The organism is Lacinutrix sp. (assembly GCF_023299985.1).
Lineage (GTDB): Bacteria > Bacteroidota > Bacteroidia > Flavobacteriales > Flavobacteriaceae > Lacinutrix.
The window spans coordinates 1-23257 of the sequence record NZ_JALZVX010000205.1 but is presented as its reverse complement, the minus strand read 5'-3'; the positions used below and the strand labels follow the sequence as shown (position 1 = coordinate 23257).

Below are 23257 nucleotides of genomic sequence, written 5' to 3'. Positions count from 1 at the left end.
CCATCGAGCAGACCACTAGTAAAAAATATAAAATTTTTTTCATCTTTAAATTTTAGTAAAATTAGTTATTTCTAGTCGTCTAAGAATTATTGTCGTTTTAATTTAATGACATATTCGACAAGAGAAGTGATTTTGCAGACTAAAGGTGGTAGGTGTTATTATTTCTCAGCAACTGGTGGATATTTCAGATATAAATGATAAAAAAATAGTTTTAGAATAAATCAAACTAAATATGAAAATAAAATTATTACTATCAATGTCCATATATTATAAATTCTTGTAATACAATTAAACATAACACTATATCAGTACAACAACCAGTGTCTTTATTTAATGGAAAAAATTTATAAGGCTGTACAATTCATGGAACATGTAATGATGGAGTTTTTGTACATTCTACTATAGATGGTTGGTAAGTAGAAATTGGAGCATCAGGTCATAATACAGGCGGTATACATGTCTATTATAGAGGTTGGTTAATAAAACCAGATTCTATAAAAGATAAAGTTCATAAAATGGGAGAATGGAATCATTTGAAAATTATTGTAAAAGACAATAAAATAATAGTGAGGTTGAATAATACAAAAATGGTTAGTTTGATCAATTAAAAACTTGAAATTAGAACAGGACTAATAGCTTTACAAATATATCATGGAAATGTAACCAAATTACAATGGAGAAATATTGAAATTTTAGAATTATAAAGTAATACCAACACTTTGACTTGTATTGAAAAAATCTACATAATTTACATATTTAAGTAATCTATAGTCTACGCTTCTAAACAAAAAAAGCTCCAATATTTTATATATTGGAGCTTTAATGTTTTGAGATTTTTTTTTAGTTATTGTTTTATAAATTTATTTGTGTATACTCTTCCTTGTGATTCTAAACGTAAAATATAATTACCTTGACTTAATTTTGAAACATCAATAGAGTGTTGCTTTAATTTTAAGTTCATTACACGTTTACCTTCAATATTAAATATGGTAGCAATTTTTCCAACTAGGCTAATTGGACTTTTTAAATTCATTACTTTTCCAACAGGATTAGGAAATATAGACATATTCTGTAATGATACTTCTTCTATACTTAAAGCTTGATCCTCTATAATTATATGATGTGTATTAATTGCAGGATTAGGAATATTATCGATTATTCCAGATGGCCAATAAATAATAATATTGGTAATTGCTGTGTCTGTCCCAATACCAAAATGAGTGTTTAATGTACTCATAAAACGGAATCCTTCACCACTACGTACATCTCGTATTTGAATACCAGAAGCAGTATGCAATTCTATTCTAGCTCCAATACCATTAATATTACTTGCAACACCAGTAGTAGTTATTGTAATCCAATTGTTGTTATTAGTATCGTTTAAATATAAACTAGATCCAGAGATTGCGTCAATAAAACCATCATTATTCATGTCTCCAAAAGAGCCATTATTTCCGGATAACATACCATCATTAACAGTAAATGTCATATCTCCATTTCCAAAGAGAATATTTCCATTAGAGGCAATATCTAGATTACCATCATTGTCAAAATCGTAATTTACATTTTCAATTCCTGTGTTAGATAGTGCTGGTAATATTCCTGAAGTAACTGTAACATCGGTAAAAGTGCTATTACCATTATTTCGCATTAATTTATGTGTCCCATCAGAAGTCGAGCTTGCGCCTACAAAAGCATCCATATCTCCATCGTTATCAAAATCTCCCCAAGCAGTTGACCATGTTTGAATTGGATCTGCTAAGCCTAAAGCAGAAGCTACTTCTGTAAAGTTTCCAGTTCCATCATTCTCATGCATTTCATTAATATTGATAGTAGAAGAGCCACCACGACATTTAGCGATAAACATATCCATGTCTCTATCGTTGTCATAATCAATCCAAATAGAACCATAATTTCCACCACCAGCAATATCACCTAAGCCACCTTGATTAAATACTAGATTACCAGTTCCATCATTCATATAATATACATTTGGATCTACATCATGACATACAAAAGCATCTAAATGACCATCTTGGTTTAAATCAACAAAATTTGAGCGTTGAGAGAATACAAACTCAGGTCCAGAAATTTCGGTAAATCCACTTCCTGTATCATTAGCTTTCATAAAAGTTACACCACTTCCTCCTCCATAAAGTAAGTCTGTAAATCCATTTCTATCAAAATCTGCAGCAGCTAAGCTCCATGATGGTGTATTGTCAGCAGTTGTTGTTGCTATATTTGTTGCTGTAGAACTTAATCCACCTATAGCTTGTTGGTAAATGATATTTACATTTGTTGTACCAATAGAAACCACATCATCTAAAAAATCACCATTCATATCTACTGCACCTCTTTGGGTCCCTGATGTTGGAATATTAGAGGTTGTAAATGTAACAGGTGGTGGAGGTGATAAAGTTGTAAATAATAAAGGTCCTCCCCAAGCACTTCTGTTTGATCCGCAGAGCGCTAAAACGTATATTTCATATTCCACACCAGGAAGTAAACCTGTTATATTTACAATTGTTGAAAAAGTGACTGTTCCAGTTCCTGTTGGCACTCCTGTTCCAACTGGTTGAACTACATATTCCCAAGAAGTTTCTGTATTATTTGCTGTCCAAGAAAAGTCTAAAGTTGTTTGTGTTATATTACTAGCTGTTATACTTGAAGGTGCGATACAAAATGTTCCACATGTTTCTACGCGCACAAAATCTATAGACATATCGCCTTCAAAACCTGTTCCTGTTCCTGTCTGGCTAAATTCTAAATAAATTACTTGTCCAAGATAAGTATCTAAATTAACACCAACTGGAGTCCAAATTTCAGTTTCACTTAACTGTAATTGACCTGTATGTGAAAATAACGTTGTAAAAGGACCATTTACAGAGGTACCAATATTAACATTTAATGTTCCTATGTCTGCTCCAAATGCGTGCATATAAAAAGATAACTCTGCACCATCAGTAGCTGTTGATAAATCTATTGCTGGACTAACTGCTGAGGCTGTCGATGTTGTGTTACCAGATGCTTCAAAATTCATAAAACTAGAACCACTAAAAGCATTATCTGGTCCAGTTCCATTAGATCCAGATCCGTTAGGGATTTCCCAACTACCGTTTCCTGAATTAAGGTCACCTGTCCATCCAGAAGGGACATCAAATTCTTCTGTAAAAATATATGTTGAAGAACCAGAAGAGCATGTAACACCAATAGGTCCGGTAGCCGGACAAAAACTTTGTGTTATTGCGTTACTATTTAAAGTACAATTTACATCTTGATCATTTTGAATAGTAATAACAACATCTGTTGTATTTACATAAGGTCCAAATTGAAGCATTCCAACTGCATTTAATTGTTGTGTTGCGCTTGCTTGATTGTCAGAAATTGTTAATGAAGTTGCCGAACCAATGTCTGATACATCTACATTAACTAAAAAGCCTCCACTTGAATCACAATCATTTACAACTGTGTAGGCAACTGTAGGATTTATACATGTAGAACAGTTTACATTAAAATCCCAAGGAGTATAATTATTATCTGAACAGTTGATTACATTATCAGAATTTATAGAAACTGTAATAGTATCTCCATTAGACACGAATATTAATCCTGTTAAGTCTCCAGCATTTCCATAATCATTATATAGTTCTGTTCCGTCGGTATCTAGTACAATCAATTCATCCCAAGTGTTTTCTACTTGTCCAGCATTAAAGGTAACCTGTAAATCTGATCCATCAGAACTTACAAAAACAAAACTTGTTGTGTCGTTATTAGTATAACAATAAGTAGTATTTACAGGTCCTAATGCACAATCTACTGTAGTTTGAGCAACTATAGAAAAGCATGAAGCTATTAAACATATTAGTAAAGTAATTTTTTTCATAAGTTAGTTTTTGGCGATTAATATTTTATAGCGTATTAATTTAGTTTTATAGTTACTCGCATTCATTAGTTAAACCATCAATCCACTCACCAATTAGCACAACAGCTTCTTCATGAATAATACTTCTTCCTAATAATGGCATTCTAAATTCTTCTGCAGTTGTATTCATTCTAAAATACATTGTTGAGCGTTCTTTTTGAGAAGGTGCAACTACATGAGTCATTCCAGGAATATCAGTATCTGGTTCTACACAAATACCTATGTTTGTTTCGTTTTCAGATTCATCAAACGCAAAACGTATAGGTCTGTATGAGCAATGCGCTAATTCAGAATGACAATGTGCACAATTAATATCAAGATAAGAACGAACACGTAAGTCTATTGGTTGTGTAGTATCACTCCAATCTACAACTGTATTTATTGTTGCAGGTAAATTGTTTTCTAAATAACCTTCCGCTACTAATTTTTCTAATTGATTTTGAGAACCATCGTCATAAGTATATGTGCTATTTAGGTTTTGTGGACTTACACCAATAGGAACTGAATTTGTTTCACTTTTATGACATGTAAAACATTCTACATCAGAAGGGATTCTATAGTTTGTGCTTTTTGCTACACCATTTTCTAGAAAGTCAACATTTGTAAACAAGCCATCTAAACTAAAGGTTGCTTCTGTTTGGTCATCATTCCAAATGTAATCTGCAAAATGCCAATCGTCTTCTTTCTTTAGCATTAAACGTGTTTCAATAATGCGTGTATTATTATCTGGTTGCACATTTGTATAATAAAATGTTTTTATTAACATAGTGCCTACAGGAAAATCAATAATATCATTATCTCCATTATAAACTGCCTTTACATTACTTGGCATCCAAACAAAACGTTTCTTTTTAGCATAGTCTGTGAATAATGTAGAAATAGGTTTGTAAGGTATTACTCCTATAACAGGTTGTTGGTTTTTGATATCACCATCGAAAAAATTGTATTCTGAAAGTGTGTTAAAAGGAAATGCTTCTAAATCGACAACTACTGTTGAAACAGGAATTGGTGAGTAATCTCCATCAGAATTATTATCGTCAGAACAAGAAAATAGTATAGTTAAAAGAAGTGCTATATTAGCAATACTCATTAATTTTTTAATCATGTTTTAGTTTATTTAGTACACGAATATAGCAAAAAATAATGGTTATTGCGTTTGGTTTTTAGCACGTTAGCTTTACATAGTATTAAAACTAATCTTTTTTGTTTTAAATATATCTATTATAGAGCTTGCTTAGCGCTTTCATAAAAGTACTATCGTTAATAACTCCCAATAACTTCACTTTAAACACACACTTGAATTTCATACTTTGCAGTTTCAAAATTATATAAATTGTTTAAAGTCTGTATCGCCGAAAAACCATCTGTAGCAAGAGAAATTGCTGCTGTTCTTGGAGCAACCACAAAACGTGATGGTTACTATGAAGGCAATGGTTATGCAGTAACCTATACTTTTGGACACCTTTGTACACTTAAAGAACCAAACGATTATAAACCTTATTGGAAAAGTTGGGATTTAAATAATTTACCAATGCTTCCAGAACGTTTTGAAACCAAGGTTTCTAAAGATTCTGGTATTAAAAAGCAATTTAATATTGTAAAAAGTTTATTTGCTAAAGCAGATGTTGTAATAAATTGTGGTGATGCAGGACAAGAGGGAGAATTAATACAACGTTGGGTTTTAAACCAAGCTGGTTATAAAGGTAAGGTTGAAAGACTCTGGATTTCATCATTAACTACCGAAGCTATAAAAGAAGGTTTCAACAACCTAAAACCATCAGTAGATTACGATAATTTATATTACGCAGGTTTTTCGCGAGCTATTGGAGATTGGTTGTTAGGTATGAATGCGACGCGATTATACACCGTAAAACATGGTGGTTACAAACAGGTCTTGTCTGTTGGACGAGTACAAACACCAACACTTGCCATGTTGGTAAACCGTTTTAAAGAAATTGAAGACTTTAAACCACAACCGTATTGGGAGTTACAAACCATGTATCGCGATACGTTGTTTAGTTATGAAGAAGGCCGTTTTCTTAAAGTTGAAGATGGTGAGAAATTGGCAACAATTGTTAAGCAACATGATTTTGAAATTGTTTCAACTACTAAAAAAGCGGGTAATGAATATGCACCAAAACTATTCGATTTAACAGGTTTACAAGTGTATTGTAATACAAAGTTTGGTTTTAGTGCAGACGAAACCTTAAAGATTGTCCAGAAACTATACGAACAAAAAGTAGTAACGTACCCAAGAGTCGATACTACGTTTTTACCAAACGATGTGTACCCAAAAGTTCCAGGTATATTAAAAAGCCTTACTAATTATGCTACTTTAACAGCACCTTTACATGGTAAAAAACTAAAGAAAACAAAAAAAATTTTTGATGATAATAAGGTAACAGATCACCATGCAATTATACCTACTGGACAGCAAATAAACTTGCAATACAACCAACAGCAGGTTTACAATATTATTGTGCGCAGATTTATAGCTGTGTTTTATCCAGATTGTAAAGTATCTAACACCACAGTTATTGGTGAAGCCGAAAAAGTAAAATTTAAAACTACAGGTAAAGAAATTTTAGAAAAAGGTTGGCGTGTTGTTTTCGAGAGACCAAATACGCCAACTAGAGAATCTGGAATGTTACCAACTTTCGATAAAGGTGAAAAAGGACCACACAAACCGTCTTTTTTAGAAAAGCAAACTAAACCACCAAACCAATATACAGAAGCCTCACTCCTACGTGCTATGGAGACCGCAGGAAAACAAGTTGATGACGATGAGCTTCGTGAGATAATGAAAGAAAACGGTATTGGTCGTCCTTCTACACGTGCCAATATTATTGAAACATTATTTCGAAGAAAATATATAAAGCGTAATAAAAAACAAGTAATACCAACCGTTACAGGTGTTCAATTGATAGATACTATTCAAAACGATATGTTGAAATCTGCCGAGCTCACAGGTAAATGGGAAAAGCAATTAAAAGATATTGAAAAAGGAACGTTTAGTGCTGGAAGTTTTATAAAACAAATGAAACAAATGGTAGATCGTTTGGTTTATGAAGTTAGAAGTGAAACTAAGAAGGCTAATATATCTTCAGTAAATAATAAACCAACAAATGCTAAGAAAAATGTTGCTAAAAAAACGGCTAATAAATCTGCAGGAATAGCTACAGAAAAATGCCCTAAATGTAAAAACGGTTCTATTTTAAAAGGGAAATCGGCTTATGGTTGTTCAGAATTTAAAAAGACTTGCGATTTTGTGATTCCGTTTAAGTTTGAAGGTAAAACCATTTCAGAGAAGCAATACTTAAGATTGTTTCAAAAAGGCTCTACAGTTAACTTAAAAGGCTTTAAAATAAATGGCGCTTCCGCGGAAGGACTCGTGCGTTTTGATGAAAATTTTAAACTTAAATTCGAGCCTAAAAAAGGCAATGAAAAACCAGTAAATTCTTCCGAAGAAAATAAATGTCCGAAATGTAATAAAGGAACTATTATTAAAGGAAAAACGGCTTACGGTTGTAGCGATTATAAAACAGGATGTGATTTTAGATATAGCTATGATTTAATTCGTGAGAAAGCCAATGGACAACAATTAACCAAGGATTTGGTTTTTAAAATATTAAAAGGAAGCTAAGCTGTCACTTCGAATGAAATTCTTTTTTTTAGAATTTTGTATAAGCTTTTTAGTAATTGTCGATAATTTTACTCATGCCTCACAAAACACTAGAACAGGCGAATAGATTATATTACATGCTACTTTTATTAATTCCTAAATGTAAAAAATATAATAATTGAACAGCCACAAACATTTTAAAATATACAAACCATACGGAATGCTTTCGCAATTTGCTAGTAACTCTTCAAAACAGCAACGCAAACGCTTTTTAGGTGAATTAGCCGAGTTTCCAGAAAACACAATGCCTATTGGTAGGCTTGATGAAAAAAGTGAAGGCTTATTGTTACTAACTACAGATGGAAAATTAAGTAATTTTATTAATTCTAGTGGTATTGAAAAAGAATACTATGCTTTAGTTGATGGCGCTATTTCTCAAGAAAAAATTGAGGAACTTAAAAAAGGTGTAGAAATAGGTTTTGATGGTAAAAAGTACCAAACCAAAGCGTGTAAAGCATCTAAAATATTAGAGTCTCCTGATTTTCCTGAACGTTCAAAAAAAATAAGAGATATGCGTCATGGTCCTGTTTCTTGGATCTCTATAACGCTTACCGAAGGTAAATTTAGACAAGTACGTAAAATGACATCTGCTATTGGGTTTCCAACATTACGTTTAGTACGTGTTCGTGTGGGCGATATTCTTTTAGAAAATGCCCAAGTAGGAAGTGTAACTTCTATTACTATTAATCTGCCTTAAATAATTGTTATTTGGTATATAATTGATTTAATCGCTTTAGCTTTGCAATTAAATTATACTATTGAATATGAACAGAATTACACATTGGTTTTATAATTATTTTCTATCCTTAGGAGTAGCAGAAACTGCTTCTAAATATCTAAACATGTTAGCATTATTTCTAGTATTGCTACTTATTCTTTTTGTAATACATTTTATAATAAGACGTATTTTATTAAATGTGTTTAGTTATTTTGCTTCAAGAACAAAATCTAATTTTGACAATATTCTAATTAAAAATAAAGTACCAAGAAATGTAGCACATATTTTACCATTAATTATTGCATTAGAAGCAACACCAATTGTGTTTATTGATTTTCCAGTTATTGAAAATGTTATTGAAAAAGGACTAAAAGTATTTGGTATTGTTTTAATATTATGGATTGCAAGAAGTATTTTAAATACTTTAAAAGATTACTTTAAAACAATACCAAGATTAAAAGATAAACCAATAGATAGTTATATACAGGTGTTTATGATTTTTGTTTGGTTAGCAGGTTTTGTATTTGCTTTTGCAATAATTACAGACATTTCTGTTTGGAAATTTATTACAGGTCTTGGTGCTATTTCTGCAGTTATTATTCTAGTTTTTAAAGATACCATTCTTGGTTTTGTAGCAAGTATCCAGGTTTCTATTAACGATATGGTTCGTATTGGAGATTGGATTACTTTCGAAAAATATGGTGCAGATGGAGACGTTATCGAAATAAATTTAGCTACTGTAAAGGTTCAGAATTTTGATAATACAATTACTACTATTCCAACTTATGCTTTGATTTCAGACTCTTTTAAAAATTGGAGAGGGATGACGAATTCTAATGGTCGTAGAATTAAGCGTCATTTAATAATTAAGCAAGATTCTATTAAGTTTTTAACATTAGATGATACTAAACGTTTAAAAGAAATAACACTTATTTCATCATATTTAGAACGTATGGAAAAAAAACTGAATCAAGATAACAGTAAAAAAAATATAGACAAAACACTATTGTTAAATGGAAGAAACTTAACAAATATTGGTGTTTTTAGAAAATATGTACAAACGTATCTAGAAAACCATTCTGCAATAAATAAAGATATGCTTATTATGGTAAGACAACTGCAACCTACAACACAAGGCATTCCTTTAGAAATTTATGCCTTTAGCGAAGATAAACGTTGGGAGAACTACGAATTTGTTATGTCGGATCTTTTTGATCATTTTATAGCAGCTATTCCTTATTTTAACTTAGAAATTTTTGAACTCCCTAATTCTAGTAGCTTTAGAGATTAATATAATATTTCAAATTCCTTTAAATTTAGTAAAAGTTAATTAATAGTTAATGTGGTTTCAAAACTAATAGTAATACTATTATATTTGCAATCAAATAAATTTATTATGGAATATTTACTTTCAAATATTAAGATTAACATTAATGAGAAAATCTATTTAAAAGATCCAGAATCTTCAGATTTAGGTAAGCGTATTATTGAACATACTATTCTACTAATTGACGAAATTGGTTTTGATGTATTTACCTTTAAAAAGCTAGGTGTTAAAATAGGTTCTAATGAGAGTTCTATATATCGTTATTTTGAGAGTAAGCACATGTTACTACTCTATTTAACTTCTTGGTATTGGACTTGGTTAGAATATCAATTAGTATTATCTACAAATAGTTTAGAGGATAAGAAAATAAAATTAGAAAAAGCAATTGCAGTATTAACACAAACAACAACATTAGATTCTGCTTTTAGTCATATAGACGAAGTAGTACTTAAGCGTGTAGTTATTAATGAATATTCAAAATCTTACTTAACTAAAGAGGTTGATAGTGAAAATAAAGAAGGCTATTTTTCTGTTTATAAGCGCTTAGTTAATAGATTAAAAGATATGATTACTGAAGTAGATCCTTCATACAAATACCCATTAACATTAGCAAGTACTGTAATAGAAGGTGCAATGCATCAGCACTTTTTAAAAGACCACTTTCAATCTATTACAGAGTGCAGTAAAGGTTTAGAACCAACAGATTTTTTTAAAGATTTAGTATTTAATATTTTAAACAATAAATAAATGGCAAAAAATGTTATTAATGCTTGGCAGCGTTTTGTAGGATTATTAAAATTAGATAGAAAAGATATTAGGCAAATTTTCTTTTATGCCATTTTCGCAGGATTGGTAAGTTTATCGCTTCCACTTGGTATTCAAGCCATAATTAACCTTTTGCAAAGTGCACAAATAAGTACGTCTTGGATGGTTTTGGTAGGTTTAGTTACTTTAGGAGTTGTGTTTGTTGGTGTTTTACAGCTAATGCAAATACGTATTATAGAAAACGTGCAACAAAAGATTTTTACAAGATCTTCTTTTGAATTTGCTTATCGTTTTCCAAAAATGACAATGGATGGATTACGTGGTTATTATCCACCAGAATTAGTTAATAGATTTTTCGATACGCTTACAGTACAAAAAGGCTTGTCTAAAATATTAATAGATTTCCCTGCAGCACTTTTGCAAATTATTTTCGGACTTCTATTATTGTCTTTTTACCATCCATTCTTTATTATATATGGTTTTTTTCTATTACTATTAATGTACATCGTTTTTAAATTTACAGCTCAAAAAGGTTTAGAAACAAGTTTAGATGAGTCTGACAATAAGTATAAAGTTGTGCATTGGTTGCAAGAAATCGCACGTTCTATTTTAAGTTTTAAACTCTCTGGAAAAACAAATCTAGCTATGGATAAAAACGATAAATTGGTGACAGATTATCTAGAGGCTAGAGAAAGTCATTTTAGAGTTTTAGTTATTCAATTTATTCAGCTTATTGGTTTTAAAGTACTGGTAACAGCTGGTTTGCTTATTATTGGTGGTTTATTGGTTTTAAATCAGCAAATGAATATTGGGCAATTTGTAGCCGCAGAAATTATTATTCTTTTGGTTATTGCTTCTGTTGAAAAACTAATTCTTGGTCTAGAAACTATCTACGATGTATTAACATCCATAGAAAAATTAGGAAAAATTGTCGATAAACCTCTAGAGTCTCAAGATGGAGAAATTTTAGACCTAAATGGAGAGGGTTTAATTGTAGAGTTAGACGAGGTGATTTTCAAAGTTCCAAATCGCGACATACCTATTATAGATAAATTGTCTTTAAAACTAGAGCCTAAGCAAACTATACTGGTTACAGGTGAAAGTGGTTCTGGTAAATCGAGTTTACTTAAATTAATAGCAGGACTAATTTCACCTACAAAAGGAAAAATTTATGCTAATAATAAATCATTATTTGGTATTAATTTAAACTCTTATCGTTCGTATTTAGGACAAACACTTACAGAGGAGTCTCCTTTTGAAGGCACACTTCTTGAGAATATTACTTTTGGAGACAAATCTGTTACCACAGACCAGGTAAACGAAGCCATTAAAATTGTAGGTCTAAAAGATTTTGTAAAATCGTTACCATTAGGATTAAAAACAGTCTTGTATCCTGAAGGAAAAGGAATGGCTTTTACAATATCTAAAAAAATAATGTTGGCTAGAAGTATTGTAAAGAAACCAGAAATTCTACTATTAAAAGAGCCTTTAGACCAATTTGACCCTAAAGAAGCTACTAGAATAATAGACTTTTTAACTAATCCAGCACATAATTGGTCTTTAGTAGTAGTAAGCCAAAGCGTGCTTTGGAAAAAGAAAGCCAATAAAACTATTGTTTTAGAAAACGGAAAAATAATTAACACTTTATAATTAATAGTTATGTTAAATATTTCAAATAATAAATTAAATACTAAAGTTGATATTTCAAATTTTAAGTCTCATAAAAAGGCCTTTGGTAAAAAGCACTATAAAAACTTTAATAGATTATTATTAATCTCTGCAATAATAAGTTTTATCATTTTGTTTTTTCCATGGACACAAAATATAACTGCAGCAGGTGCTGTTACCACTTTAACTCCAGATCAAAGACCACAGAGTATTCAATCTCCAATTCCTGGAAGAATTGAGAAATGGTACGTTAGAGAAGGAGATTTTGTTAAAAAAGGTGATACTATTTTGTTTATTTCAGAAGTAAAAAATGATTATTTCGATCCAGATTTAGTAAAAAGAACAGGACAGCAAATTAATGCAAAAAACGCTTCGGTTAAAAGCTATGGTTCTAAAGTAAATGCTCTTAATAATCAAATTGGAGCACTTAGTAATGAGCGTGGTTTAAAATTACAACAAGCAGAAAATAAATTATTGCAAAGTAAACTTAAAGTAAAAAGTGCTAGTATAGATTTTCAAGCTTCTAAAACAAACTTAGAAATTGCCGAAAAACAATTTATACGTACCGAAACTTTACAAAAGGAAGGTTTAAAATCGTTAACAGATGTTGAACAAAAACGATTAAAACTTCAAGAAACGCAGGCAAAATTGATATCTCAAGAGAATAAATATTTAGTTTCTCAAAATGAAGTATTAAATGCTCAAGTAGAAATAACGCGTGTTAAAGCAGAATACATAGATAAAATATCTAAAGCGCAAAGCGATAAATATACTGCAGAGTCAAGCCAATTTGATGCTGAAGCACAAGTTTCTAAATTAGAGAATAACAAATCTAATTACGAAATTAGAAACACTATGTATCATATAAAAGCACCTTTAGATGGTTATATAAACAAGGCTTTAAAAACAGGTATTGGTGAGAGTTTTAAAGAAGGTGAGCGTTTAGTTGGTATTATGCCAGCAAATTACGATATGGCTGTAGAAACTTATATAGATCCTATAGATTTACCTTTAGTTCATATTGGAGAAACGTTTAGAATTCAGTTTGATGGTTGGCCTGCAATTGTGTTTAGTGGTTGGCCAAATGTATCTTATGGAACTTATGGAGCTAAAGTGGTTGCCATGGAAAATTTTATTAGTGAAAACGGAAAATTTAGAATTTTACTAGAACCAGATAGTAACGATTATGCATGGCCTCAAGCTATACGTGTTGGCTCTGGTGTAAAAGCAATAGGTTTACTGGAAGATGTGCCAATTTGGTTCGAGTTGTGGAGACAGCTTAATGGCTTCCCTCCTAACTACTATCAGCCAACAACGTCTAATGATAAAGCAAAAAAAAAGTAATATGAAGCACTATTTCCTGCTACTTTGTTTAGTGTTAACTAGTTTTAGTTATGCTCAAGAAAACGATATTTTAATCTTAACTTTTGAAGAATATTTAGGTTATGTAAAACAATTTCATCCTATTGCTAAACAAGCTAATTTAAAACTAGAAGAAGGTGAAGCTAATTTAATAAAGGCACGTGGTGGTTTTGATCCTAAACTCGAAGTCGATTATAGTAGAAAAGATTTTGATAGAAAGGATTATTATAATTTATTTAATGCAACATTTAAAGTGCCTACTTGGTATGGAATAGATTTTAAAGCAAACTTTGAAGAAAATACTGGTCTGTTTTTAAATCCGCAAAACGATGTTCCAAACAATGGTCTGTTTTCTGCTGGAGTTTCTGCTTCTTTAGGTCAAGGTCTGTTTATTAATGAGCGTAGAGCAACTTTAAAAAAGGCTAAATTTTTTAGAGAGCAAACCAAGGCAGAGCGAGATTTATTGGCAAATGAGATAATATATAAAGCATCTTTAGCTTATTTTAATTGGCTTCAAGCTTATAACGAAACAGAAATGTTTAAACGCTTTCTTACCAATGCTACTAAACGCTACAAAGGTGTTAGAGAGGCTGTTCTTGCAGGTGATAAAGCTGGAATTGATAGTTTAGAAGCAAATATTAATATTAATAATCGTGCATTAGCTCTAGAGCAATCTAAGGTAAAACTTATAAAAAACACACTAATGGTTTCTAATTTTTTATGGCTAGATAATGCAATACCTTTAGAAATTAATCCAGATGTAAATCCAGAATTATTAGATGAAGAACAATTAGATAGCGTTTTAAAGTTAGAAGAAATATTAAATTTTAATGTAGAAACACATCCAAAATTAAAGGCTTTAGATAGTAAAATTAGTGGATTAACTATTGATGAAAAATTGAAAGCAAACAAGCTACTTCCAAAAATAGATGTACAATATAATTTTATTACAGAAGACCCAGATATTAGTAACAGTTTTAATACTACAAATTATAAAGCAGGCTTAAATTTTTCTTTTCCATTGTTTTTAAGAAAAGAACGTGGAGACTTAAAGTTAGCAAAACTAAAGATTGAGAACTACAAGTTTAAACGCTCAAGCACCTCTTTAAGTTTAAATAATAAAGTAGAAGGGCTAAAACGTGAATTAGAATCTTATGTTACACAAAACCAAATTATAGCAGAAGTAGTTAAGGATTATGAAACACTTTTAGCAGCAGAAGAACGTAAATTTAGTTTTGGAGAAAGTTCTGTGTTTTTAATTAATTATCGTGAGTCTAGTCTAATCGACGCACAACTAAAACAATTAAAACTTAATAATAAGTTTTTTGAAACTAAAGCGAAACTATTTAATAGTTTAGGAACAGTTTTAAATTAATAACATAAAAAAAGCCTTGACTTTATTATAGTCAAGGCTTTTTTCTGTTTAGTCACGGTTAATAGTAACGTTATATTTTCTTGACACGAACTGCGTTTAAGCCTTTCATACCTTTTTCTAATTCAAACTGTACTTTATCGTTTTCTGTAATCTCATCAATTAATCCACTAACGTGGCAGAAATACTTTTCTGAATCTTCTGCATCGATAATAAAACCGAAACCTTTAGACGAATCGTAGAAAGATACTTTTCCTTTTCTAATTGGATCTACTTCAGGTAAATCTTCTTTCTTAGGTACGCCTAAAACAATATTATCAGCTTTTATTTTAATTTTATCTTCTGGATCTGGTGGAGTATCTACAAGATTTCCATTGAAATCTACATAAGCAAACTGAATACCTTGTGTACCGTTCTCTGCTGCTTCAGCTTTTCTAGCCTCCATCTTTTTTCTCTTGTCTTCACGCTTTTTAAGACGCTTTTTCTCTTTTTCTAATTTGTTAAATGTCTGTTGCGACTTTGCCATTCTTCTTCTGTGTAATGTTAATTATTAGCGTAATTGCTAATTTTTTTTTGTAAAAATACGGTTTTCTATTGGGAAATTAAAGTAAATAGTAAAGTTTACTATTCTGCGTCTATAGCTTTCACCACTGTTAAGGTTGCTTTTACACCTGTGGCTAAATTCCATTGGTTTCTAACCACAACGTTACCTTGGTCGTCTAGCACCTGAAATTCTGCTGTGTTTGGACCACTTGTGCCTTGGTTTAAAGCTTCAAAGTCTATAATGTTATCTCCTGGAGTTAATTCTAAAAAGAAACCTTTACTATGGTTTTGTAAAAGAACACGAGATTTCATGATTTCACCATTTACAAAAACACGAATTAAATCTCCATCTTCAGCTTGATGATCTCTATAAATTACATTTACTCGTTTGGCTCTGGTACTATATTCGCCTAAGTATTGTGTTACTTCACTTCCGTTATGTTTTCGTTCTGCTTCATTTGTTAATTTTAAAGCATTTTTTAGTTGTTTTTGGTACAACTCTGCAGGATTTCTAAATTTATTCTCTTTGATCATTGAGAAGTCTTTACGCTTAGCAACTGGTAGTTTTTCAACTTCTGGTAGAACTATTTCATTTTTCTCTTCCTTATCTGGTTCTGCGCTATTTTTTGGTTCAGGCTTAACAATAAGTTCATTATCTTCTTTTGGATCTTCTATTTCTTCAGCGGGAATAATTATAGATTTATTTTCACTATCTATTTGAGCACTTGTAGTAAGTGCTATAATAAATGTAAAAAGGAAAAATAAGTTTAACTTCATGTTCATGTATCTATTTGTCGAAATTAAATCAAAAACTATACCTAAATATTAAAATTTTATTAAATATTATAAAAATTAATCTAATTTAGATATTAAATCTATTTAATAAGCAATCAACTCCAACAACTCTCCTTCAAACTTATCACGCGATAAATATTGATCTTCCAGTTGATTAATAAAAGGAATAGGCGTTTCTAAACTCGCAACGCGTTTTACAGGAGCATCTAAATACTCGAAACAGTTTTCCATGATTAAAGCAGAAACATCACTAGCAATACCACCAAATAAAGAATCTTCTTGGAGAATAATAACACGTCCAGTCTTTTTAGCAGAAGCGTAAATAGTATCTATATCTAAAGGCTGTAGTGAACGTAAGTCTATTAATTCTGCATCAATTTCTGGATGCTTATCTAATGTGTTCATTGCCCAATGTACAGCTTGACCGTAAGCAATAACTGTAATTTGTTCTCCTGTTCTTAAGGTTGCAGCTTTACCAAAAGGTATTGTAAAATAATCTATTGGAACGTCTTGACGAATACTTCTATATAATGCTTTGTGTTCAAAGAATAATACAGGATTAGGATCGTTAATTGCAGTTGCCAATAAACCTTTAGCATCTTTAGGAAACGCAGGATATACAACCTTTAAACCTGGTGTTTTAGTAAACCAAGCTTCGTTTGTTTGGCTATGAAATGGTCCTGCTGCAACTCCTGCTCCACAAGGCATACGGAGTACAACGTCTGCATTTTGGTTCCAACGATAATGCGATTTTGCTAAATAATTAACTACAGGATTAAAACCAGAGGTTACAAAGTCGCTAAATTGTAACTCTACAACACTTTTTATGCCTGCAATGCTTAAGCCCATTCCAGTTTCAATAATTGCAGATTCGCAAATTGGTGTGTTTCTAACACGATCTTTTCCAAAAGCTTCAACAAAACCATCTGTAATTTTAAAAACACCTCCATATTCTGCAACATCTTGTCCCATAATTACTAAGTCGTTATGCTTTTCCATAGACTGCTTTAAGCCTTCATGTATGGCATCGACTAAACGTAATTCTTTAGTGTTTGAGTTTTTAGTAACTTCTTGATAATTAAATTCTTGAAATACATCATTTAATTCATTACTTATAGAAGATTTTATTTTTTCTTCAGCATTTGTTTTGTCTAAATCTGTATCGATCTCAGCCTTGATTTCAGCTTTAAAGATGTCGTCTTGTTTTTCGGTTAAAATACCTTCAGCCATTAAATAAGAACGATAATTATCTATAGGATCTTTTTTCTCCCAAGCATCCATTAAATCTTGAGGCACATATTTTGTACCACTAGCCTCTTCATGACCTCGCATTCTAAAAGTTTTAAATTCTATTAAAACTGGACGTGGATTGTTTCTAATATCTTCGGTAATCTCAGAGACTTTAGTGTAAACTTCTAAAATATTGTTACCATCTATTATATGCGATTCCATGCCATAACCCAAGGCTCTATCTGCTAAATCTTTACAATTATATTGCTCTGTTGTTGGTGTTGAGAGTCCGTAACCATTGTTTTCTATACAAAACAAAACTGGTAATTGCCAAACAGAAGCCACGTTTAATGCTTCATGAATATCACCTTCACTAGTCCCACCTTCGCCAGTAAACACAGCAGTTACCTGCTTTTTGTTTTTCAATTTACTTGCTAATGCAATACCATCTGCAACTCCAAATTGAGGTCCTAAATGCGATATCATTCCAACAATATTGTACTCTTGAGTACCGAAGTGAAACGAACGATCTCGACCTTTAGTAAAACCATTAGCTTTTCCTTGCCATTGGCTAAAAAGTCTATATAAAGGAATCTCACGTGTTGTAAAAACACCTAGGTTTCTATGCATTGGTAAAATATATTCTTCAGGTTGCATAGACATGGTAACTCCTACAGAAATAGCTTCTTGTCCTATACCAGAAAACCATTTGCTAATCTTGCCTTGACGTAATAAAATTAACATCTTCTCCTCTATTAAACGAGGCTTAAGCATAGCTTTATAAAGTGCTACTTTAGTATCTGAAGATAATTTGGTTTTGTTGTACTTAATATTTGAACTCATATTTAATTTTAGTATTCAGTCATCAGTAACCAGTTTAGTCTATTTGAGAAAAACTGCTAACTTAAGATTGAACAATGTTTACTTATTTCGATATCAATAATATAGTTTATCAAATATAACAATATTGCATAAAAATCGATTATTCAAGTCAAAAATTATTGATTATTAATTCTGCAATCTTTTCTTTACATTTGTATATATACGATTAATAAACAATAGTAGAAATGACGAGTATTCCAAGTGTTAATTTAGAAGATTTTCTTTCTGAAGACCCAAAGAGAAAACAAAAATTTATAGACGAAATTGGTAAAGCCTATCAAGACATAGGATTTGTTGCCTTAAAAGGTCATTTTTTAGACGAAAAATTAGTAGACAGACTATATTCTGAAATAAAGAACTTTTTTTCTTTACCAGTTCAAGCAAAAAGAAGTTACGAAATTCCAGGTATTGGAGGTCAACGTGGCTATGTTTCTTTTGGAAAAGAAAGTGCAAAAGGTAAAAAAGAAGGCGATTTAAAAGAATTCTGGCACTTTGGACAGTATGTAGATGATGATCCAGAACGTGCAAAAGAATATCCAGAAAATGTTGATGTAAATGAATTACCAGCGTTTAATAAAGTTGGTAAAGAAACCTACCAAATGCTTGAAAAAACTGCAAAGTATGTTTTAAGAGCATTAGCGCTTTATTTAGATTTGGAAGAAACATATTTTGACAATTACATACATAATGGTAATTCTATATTAAGACCAATACATTATCCACCAATTACAGAAGAACCAAAAGCAGCCGAACGTGCAGCAGCACATGGTGACATTAATTTAATCACCTTATTAATGGGAGCTCAAGGTCGTGGTTTACAGGTGCAAAATCATGAAGGCGAATGGCTTGACGCTATTGCAGAACCAGACGAAATAATGATTAATGTTGGAGATATGCTTTCAAGACATACCAATAACAAATTAAAATCTACAATACACAGAGTAATCAATCCACCAAAAGAACTTTGGGGAACTAGCCGCTACTCTATTCCGTTTTTTATGCATCCTATAAGTGAAATGAAATTAGATGTGTTAGACAGTTGCATTGATACAGAAAACCCAAAACAATTTGATGATATTACTGCTGGCGAATTTTTAGACCAACGTTTAATAGAATTAGGATTAAAGAAGTAGTTTTTAGTTTACAGTAGCAATCACAGTCTAATTCGGTTGTGAAACTGCGACTGTAAACTGTAACTGTAAACTAGAAATATGGATTTAAAAGATCAGTTAAAAAACCTTTTTCCTGAGCATGAAGAAAAAGATATTAAAACTACTAAAGAAGACAAAGGACTGTGGTTACAAGACGATCCTATAATTTGTAAATACGAAAAACGAAAAGGGAAACCTATTACTATTTTAGAAGGTTATACAGGAGCTACCGAAGATTTTAAAGCTTTAGCAAAAGAGTTGAAGCAGAAATTAAGTGTTGGCGGAAGCTTTAAAGACGATAAAATTATTATTCAAGGAGATTTTCGCGATAAAATAATGGAAATGCTTAAAGCAAAAGGCTTTAATGTAAAACGTGTTGGAGGTTAAATTTTATGACTAAACATACGTTACACATAACTAATGGCACAAGTCTCACCAATTATCTTGAAAAAGAAAATTACGAAGGAGAGTTGCTAACTTGGCATGAAATGTTAAGTGAAGGTCCAACCGAAAAAGAGATAGATACAGCTTCATTTTTTGAGAAACGAAAAGCGTTTTTAGAATCGGTTTACGATGCAGAATATGATATTCTAAAAGTGCAATCTGAAATAAAGAAAACAAACAATGTTAATGACTATAAAGAAGTTGTACTCTGGTTTGAGTACGATTTGTTTTGCCATATTAATCTTATCGCAGCCATTAGTCTACTTAAACAAAAAGGTATAAGAATCCCAATGTATTTAGTGTGTAGTGGTCGTGTTGAAAATGAAAAAGGTTTAAAAGGCTTAGCTGAATTAACGTCAAGACAACTTAATAATCATTATCAAAATAAAATAGAGCTATCTATAGACGATATTGCTACAGCTCAAAAAGCTTGGCGAATTTATTGTGAAAACGATCATAATTTATTATTGCCATTAATTACAAGACCGTCAAACTTTAAATATTTGAGTAATTGCCTTAAAGCACATGTAAAACGCTTTCCAGATACACGAAGTGGTTTAAGTACTTTAGAGTATAATATTTTAAAATTAATTAAAGAACATAACGTAAAATCGCGTCGTCATTTAGTTGGTTACGTTTTGCATTATCAAGGTTATTACGGTTTTGGTGATATGCAAATTGTTAGACTTATAAACGAATTAGAACTGTTTTATACTGAAACTGAAAATGCGTTAACTTTAAACAGAGATGGACATTTGGCTTTAGAACACCAAAAAAACTTTAGAAAAATATTGGATTGTAACTTTGTTTTTGGAGGTGTTAACAAACGAGATTTTCAGTTTGATAAAAAAGCCAATAAATTGATTAAAAATACTGTGTATGCCAATTAAAGACTCAGAATTAATATTAAATCCAGATGGCAGTGTTTATCACTTAAATTTAAAACCAGAAGATATATCAAATACAATTATTACTGTTGGTGATCCAGATCGTGTATCTAGTGTTACCAAGCATTTTGATAGTATTGAGTTTAAAACTCGAAAAAGAGAATTTCATACGCAGACAGGAACTTATAAAGGGCAACGTATTACAGTAATTTCTACTGGAATTGGTACAGATAATATAGATATTGTTTTTAACGAGCTAGATGCGTTAGTAAATATTAATCTAGGAAGACGCGAAATAAAAAAGGATCTAACGTCTTTAACTATAGTTCGTGTTGGAACTTCAGGATCTATTCAAGAAGAAATTCCTGTAGATTCGTTTTTAATTAGTGAAATGGCTGCAGGTTTCGATAGTTTACTTCATTTTTATGATAGCGAAGCGTTTCAAAATAAAGATATTTCTAAAGCTTTAATAAAACACACCAATTGGTATGCCGCAAAATCTGAACCATATGTAGTGCTTTGTGATTTAGATTTACTTAATCAATTCAGTTCTAACAAAACAGTTAATGGCTTTACTGCTACTAACGTTGGTTTTTATGGACCTCAAGGCAGAGTTTTACGATTAGCACTTCAGGATAACGAATTAAATAATAAATTAGCGAGCTTTAATTTTGAAGGAAAAACGATTACAAATCTAGAAATGGAAACTGCTGGAATATATGGTATATCTAAGCTTTTAGGACACAAGGCATTATCTATGAATGCTATAATTGCAAATCGTGCCACAGGAAAATTTAGTGAAAACCCAACAAAAACAGTTGATGAATTGATTGTTTACACATTAAATAAATTAGTTAAATAGTAGATGAAACAAATAAATATAGGAGGCGTTCCAGAACATTTTAATTTAGCTTGGTATTTAGGACTTAAAAATGCTGAATATAAAGAAGCAGGTATAAACTTACGTTGGAAAGACTTTTTTGGTGGTACAGGAGCTATGTGTAAAGGACTTCGTGATGGAGATATTGACATGGCTGTTATTTTAACAGAAGGTATCATTAAAGATATCATCGCAGGAAATAAATCTAAGATTGTGCAAGTTTTTGTACAGACACCTCTTATTTGGGGAATTCATGTGGCAGAAAAATCTAAATATAAAACTATTGAAGATGTAAAAGGTACTAAAGCTGCAATTAGTCGTTATGGTTCTGGCTCGCACTTAATGGCTTATATAAATGCGCAAAACAACGGTTGGGATTTAAAAAAAGATCTTGATTTTGAAGTTATTAAAAATTTAGATGGTGCAGTTGAAGGTTTAACTGAAGGAAAAGTAGATTATTTTATGTGGGAAAAATTCACCACAAAACCATTAGTAGATAATGGTACTTTTAGACGTGTTGGCAATTGTCCAAGTCCATGGCCATGTTTTGTTATCGCTGTGCGTGAAGACTTTTTAAAGTCTAATAGAGATGATGTGAAAACCATTTTAGATATTGTAAATAACACAACATCAGAGTTTAAAGAAATTCCTAGTATAGATAGAATGATTGCTAATAGATACGAGCAAGAAATTGAAGATGTACAAGAATGGTTAAGCTTAACAGAATGGTCTCAAGATAATATTTCTAAGGAAACTATAGCAAAAGTTCAAGACGAATTGTTTGCTTTAGATATCATCCCAGAAAAATGGGATTATAAAGATTTGGTAGAAGATTTATAATATTTTATATAGTTTGTATTAAATTTTAAATATAATTTAATGCGAAACAGATAACGCGCTAATACCTACTAAACCATAAGTGCTAGAACTAGAATGGCTACTTAATGTTGTTTGTAAATAACAGCCAGCTTTAAAGTAATTTCCAGTAGAAGCTGTAGCGCCTGAAGTAAATAATGTATTTACTCTTAATCCATTATCGTTTAATTCGTATAAAGTTACTATGCTATTTTTCATAGTTAATTCAAAATAATAATCTGTATTCATGTTAAAATTAAAACTAGAAACAGATTGACCGCTACCTAACAACTCTTCAGTTACATACCCATTAATTCTCAAGGTTACAGCTCCAGAATTTTGACCATTATTTCCTTGTACTTGTACACGAATGACATCATCAAAAGGAGAACCACTTTCTGCATGAATTTGACCAAAACACAACTTGCCAGAAGGTGGCAAATTATCTACTCTTACTTTCCATTTCATTATATGTTCTGTATTTGTAGTGCCATCCCAATTAATATTATTACTACCATTGGTTGTTAATTCTCTTAATTCTGTTCTTGGATTATTACTTCCCGAACTTGTAGCATTACCTGGATACGTTTTAAAATAAGCATAACCATTTTCATCATAAAACCAATCGTTATTATCGCTTTTAGAAGCATTGTCAACATAAGTTAGTCCGTTATTATTACTACTGTTTACATTAAGTGAACCAGAATAAGCATTAAGTTTCCAATTTTGAAGGCCATTTAAAACTTCTAAAGCTGTATCAATTTCATTAGGGTT

General features: G+C 31.2%; 19 protein-coding genes. 13 read left to right on the top strand and 6 right to left on the bottom strand.

The features are described 5' to 3' along the window. Positions 1 to 422 precede the first annotated feature (422 nt). Positions 423 to 608, top strand: a complete 186-nt coding sequence (locus Q0C58_RS12465) for a family 16 glycoside hydrolase (RefSeq protein WP_366841668.1) — start codon at positions 423 to 425, stop codon at positions 606 to 608. Between the two features lie 236 nt (positions 609 to 844). Here the strand turns inward: Q0C58_RS12465 and Q0C58_RS10990 are convergent, their stop codons facing one another. Then, on the bottom strand, positions 845 to 3883 hold the full coding sequence (locus Q0C58_RS10990; protein WP_290701388.1) for an FG-GAP-like repeat-containing protein: 3039 nt from the start codon (positions 3881 to 3883) through the stop codon (positions 845 to 847). Positions 3884 to 3935: 52 nt separating this feature from the next. After that, positions 3936 to 5027 carry a hypothetical protein gene (locus tag Q0C58_RS10985; RefSeq protein WP_290701385.1) on the bottom strand — a complete coding sequence of 364 codons (1092 nt, stop codon included), beginning with the start codon at positions 5025 to 5027 and terminating at the stop codon, positions 3936 to 3938. Between the two features lie 228 nt (positions 5028 to 5255). Here Q0C58_RS10985 and Q0C58_RS10980 point away from each other — a divergent pair, with 228 nt between their 5' ends. From Q0C58_RS10980 to Q0C58_RS10950, 7 genes are all read left to right on the top strand, one after another. Then, positions 5256 to 7565 carry a type IA DNA topoisomerase gene (locus tag Q0C58_RS10980; protein ID WP_290701382.1) on the top strand — a complete coding sequence of 770 codons (2310 nt, stop codon included), beginning with the start codon at positions 5256 to 5258 and terminating at the stop codon, positions 7563 to 7565. 157 nt (positions 7566 to 7722) lie between these two features. Further along, entirely contained in the window at positions 7723 to 8301 is a 579-nt protein-coding gene (locus Q0C58_RS10975) for a pseudouridine synthase (protein ID WP_290701379.1), read from the top strand. A gap of 67 nt (positions 8302 to 8368) precedes the next feature. Continuing rightward, positions 8369 to 9613 (top strand): mechanosensitive ion channel domain-containing protein, encoded by a 1245-nt coding sequence (locus Q0C58_RS10970; protein WP_290701376.1) that lies wholly within the window; start codon positions 8369 to 8371, stop codon positions 9611 to 9613. Positions 9614 to 9718: 105 nt separating this feature from the next. Continuing rightward, positions 9719 to 10396, top strand: coding sequence for a TetR/AcrR family transcriptional regulator (locus tag Q0C58_RS10965; RefSeq protein ID WP_290701375.1), 678 nt, complete (start codon positions 9719 to 9721; stop codon positions 10394 to 10396). Further along, positions 10397 to 12064, top strand: a complete 1668-nt coding sequence (locus Q0C58_RS10960) for an ATP-binding cassette domain-containing protein (protein WP_290701372.1) — start codon at positions 10397 to 10399, stop codon at positions 12062 to 12064. A gap of 9 nt (positions 12065 to 12073) precedes the next feature. Then, complete coding sequence (locus Q0C58_RS10955) at positions 12074 to 13426, top strand: biotin/lipoyl-binding protein (RefSeq protein ID WP_290701371.1); 1353 nt, start codon at positions 12074 to 12076, stop codon at positions 13424 to 13426. A 1-nt stretch (position 13427) separates the two neighbouring features. Then, entirely contained in the window at positions 13428 to 14819 is a 1392-nt protein-coding gene (locus Q0C58_RS10950) for a TolC family protein (protein ID WP_290701368.1), read from the top strand. A 70-nt stretch (positions 14820 to 14889) separates the two neighbouring features. Here the strand turns inward: Q0C58_RS10950 and Q0C58_RS10945 are convergent, their stop codons facing one another. From Q0C58_RS10945 to Q0C58_RS10935, 3 genes are all read right to left on the bottom strand, one after another. Further along, on the bottom strand, positions 14890 to 15342 hold the full coding sequence (locus Q0C58_RS10945) for a cold-shock protein (RefSeq protein ID WP_290701364.1): 453 nt from the start codon (positions 15340 to 15342) through the stop codon (positions 14890 to 14892). Between the two features lie 98 nt (positions 15343 to 15440). Continuing rightward, the gene (locus tag Q0C58_RS10940) at positions 15441 to 16136 is read right to left on the bottom strand and encodes a hypothetical protein (RefSeq protein WP_290701362.1); all 696 of its coding nucleotides are present in this window, start codon (positions 16134 to 16136) and stop codon (positions 15441 to 15443) included. A gap of 102 nt (positions 16137 to 16238) precedes the next feature. After that, on the bottom strand, positions 16239 to 18227 hold the full coding sequence (locus tag Q0C58_RS10935) for a dehydrogenase E1 component subunit alpha/beta (RefSeq protein WP_290701361.1): 1989 nt from the start codon (positions 18225 to 18227) through the stop codon (positions 16239 to 16241). A gap of 224 nt (positions 18228 to 18451) precedes the next feature. Between Q0C58_RS10935 and Q0C58_RS10930 the strand changes: the two genes are divergently transcribed. The 5 genes from Q0C58_RS10930 (at position 18452) to Q0C58_RS10910 (ending at position 22468) form a co-directional block, all read left to right on the top strand. Beyond that, positions 18452 to 19399 carry a 2-oxoglutarate and iron-dependent oxygenase domain-containing protein gene (locus Q0C58_RS10930; RefSeq protein ID WP_290701359.1) on the top strand — a complete coding sequence of 316 codons (948 nt, stop codon included), beginning with the start codon at positions 18452 to 18454 and terminating at the stop codon, positions 19397 to 19399. A gap of 78 nt (positions 19400 to 19477) precedes the next feature. Beyond that, positions 19478 to 19804 (top strand): translation initiation factor, encoded by a 327-nt coding sequence (locus tag Q0C58_RS10925; RefSeq protein ID WP_290701357.1) that lies wholly within the window; start codon positions 19478 to 19480, stop codon positions 19802 to 19804. A 5-nt stretch (positions 19805 to 19809) separates the two neighbouring features. After that, complete coding sequence (locus tag Q0C58_RS10920; protein WP_290701355.1) at positions 19810 to 20751, top strand: DUF1835 domain-containing protein; 942 nt, start codon at positions 19810 to 19812, stop codon at positions 20749 to 20751. Then, on the top strand, positions 20741 to 21610 hold the full coding sequence (locus Q0C58_RS10915; RefSeq protein WP_290701353.1) for a nucleoside phosphorylase: 870 nt from the start codon (positions 20741 to 20743) through the stop codon (positions 21608 to 21610). The genes Q0C58_RS10920 and Q0C58_RS10915 overlap by 11 nt, the downstream gene beginning before the upstream one ends. Positions 21611 to 21613: 3 nt before the next feature. Next, the gene (locus tag Q0C58_RS10910) at positions 21614 to 22468 is read left to right on the top strand and encodes a substrate-binding domain-containing protein (RefSeq protein ID WP_290701351.1); all 855 of its coding nucleotides are present in this window, start codon (positions 21614 to 21616) and stop codon (positions 22466 to 22468) included. 36 nt (positions 22469 to 22504) lie between these two features. Here the strand turns inward: Q0C58_RS10910 and Q0C58_RS10905 are convergent. Continuing rightward, on the bottom strand, positions 22505 to 23257 hold a 753-nt coding region (locus Q0C58_RS10905), incomplete at its 5' end, for a polysaccharide lyase family 7 protein (protein WP_290701349.1).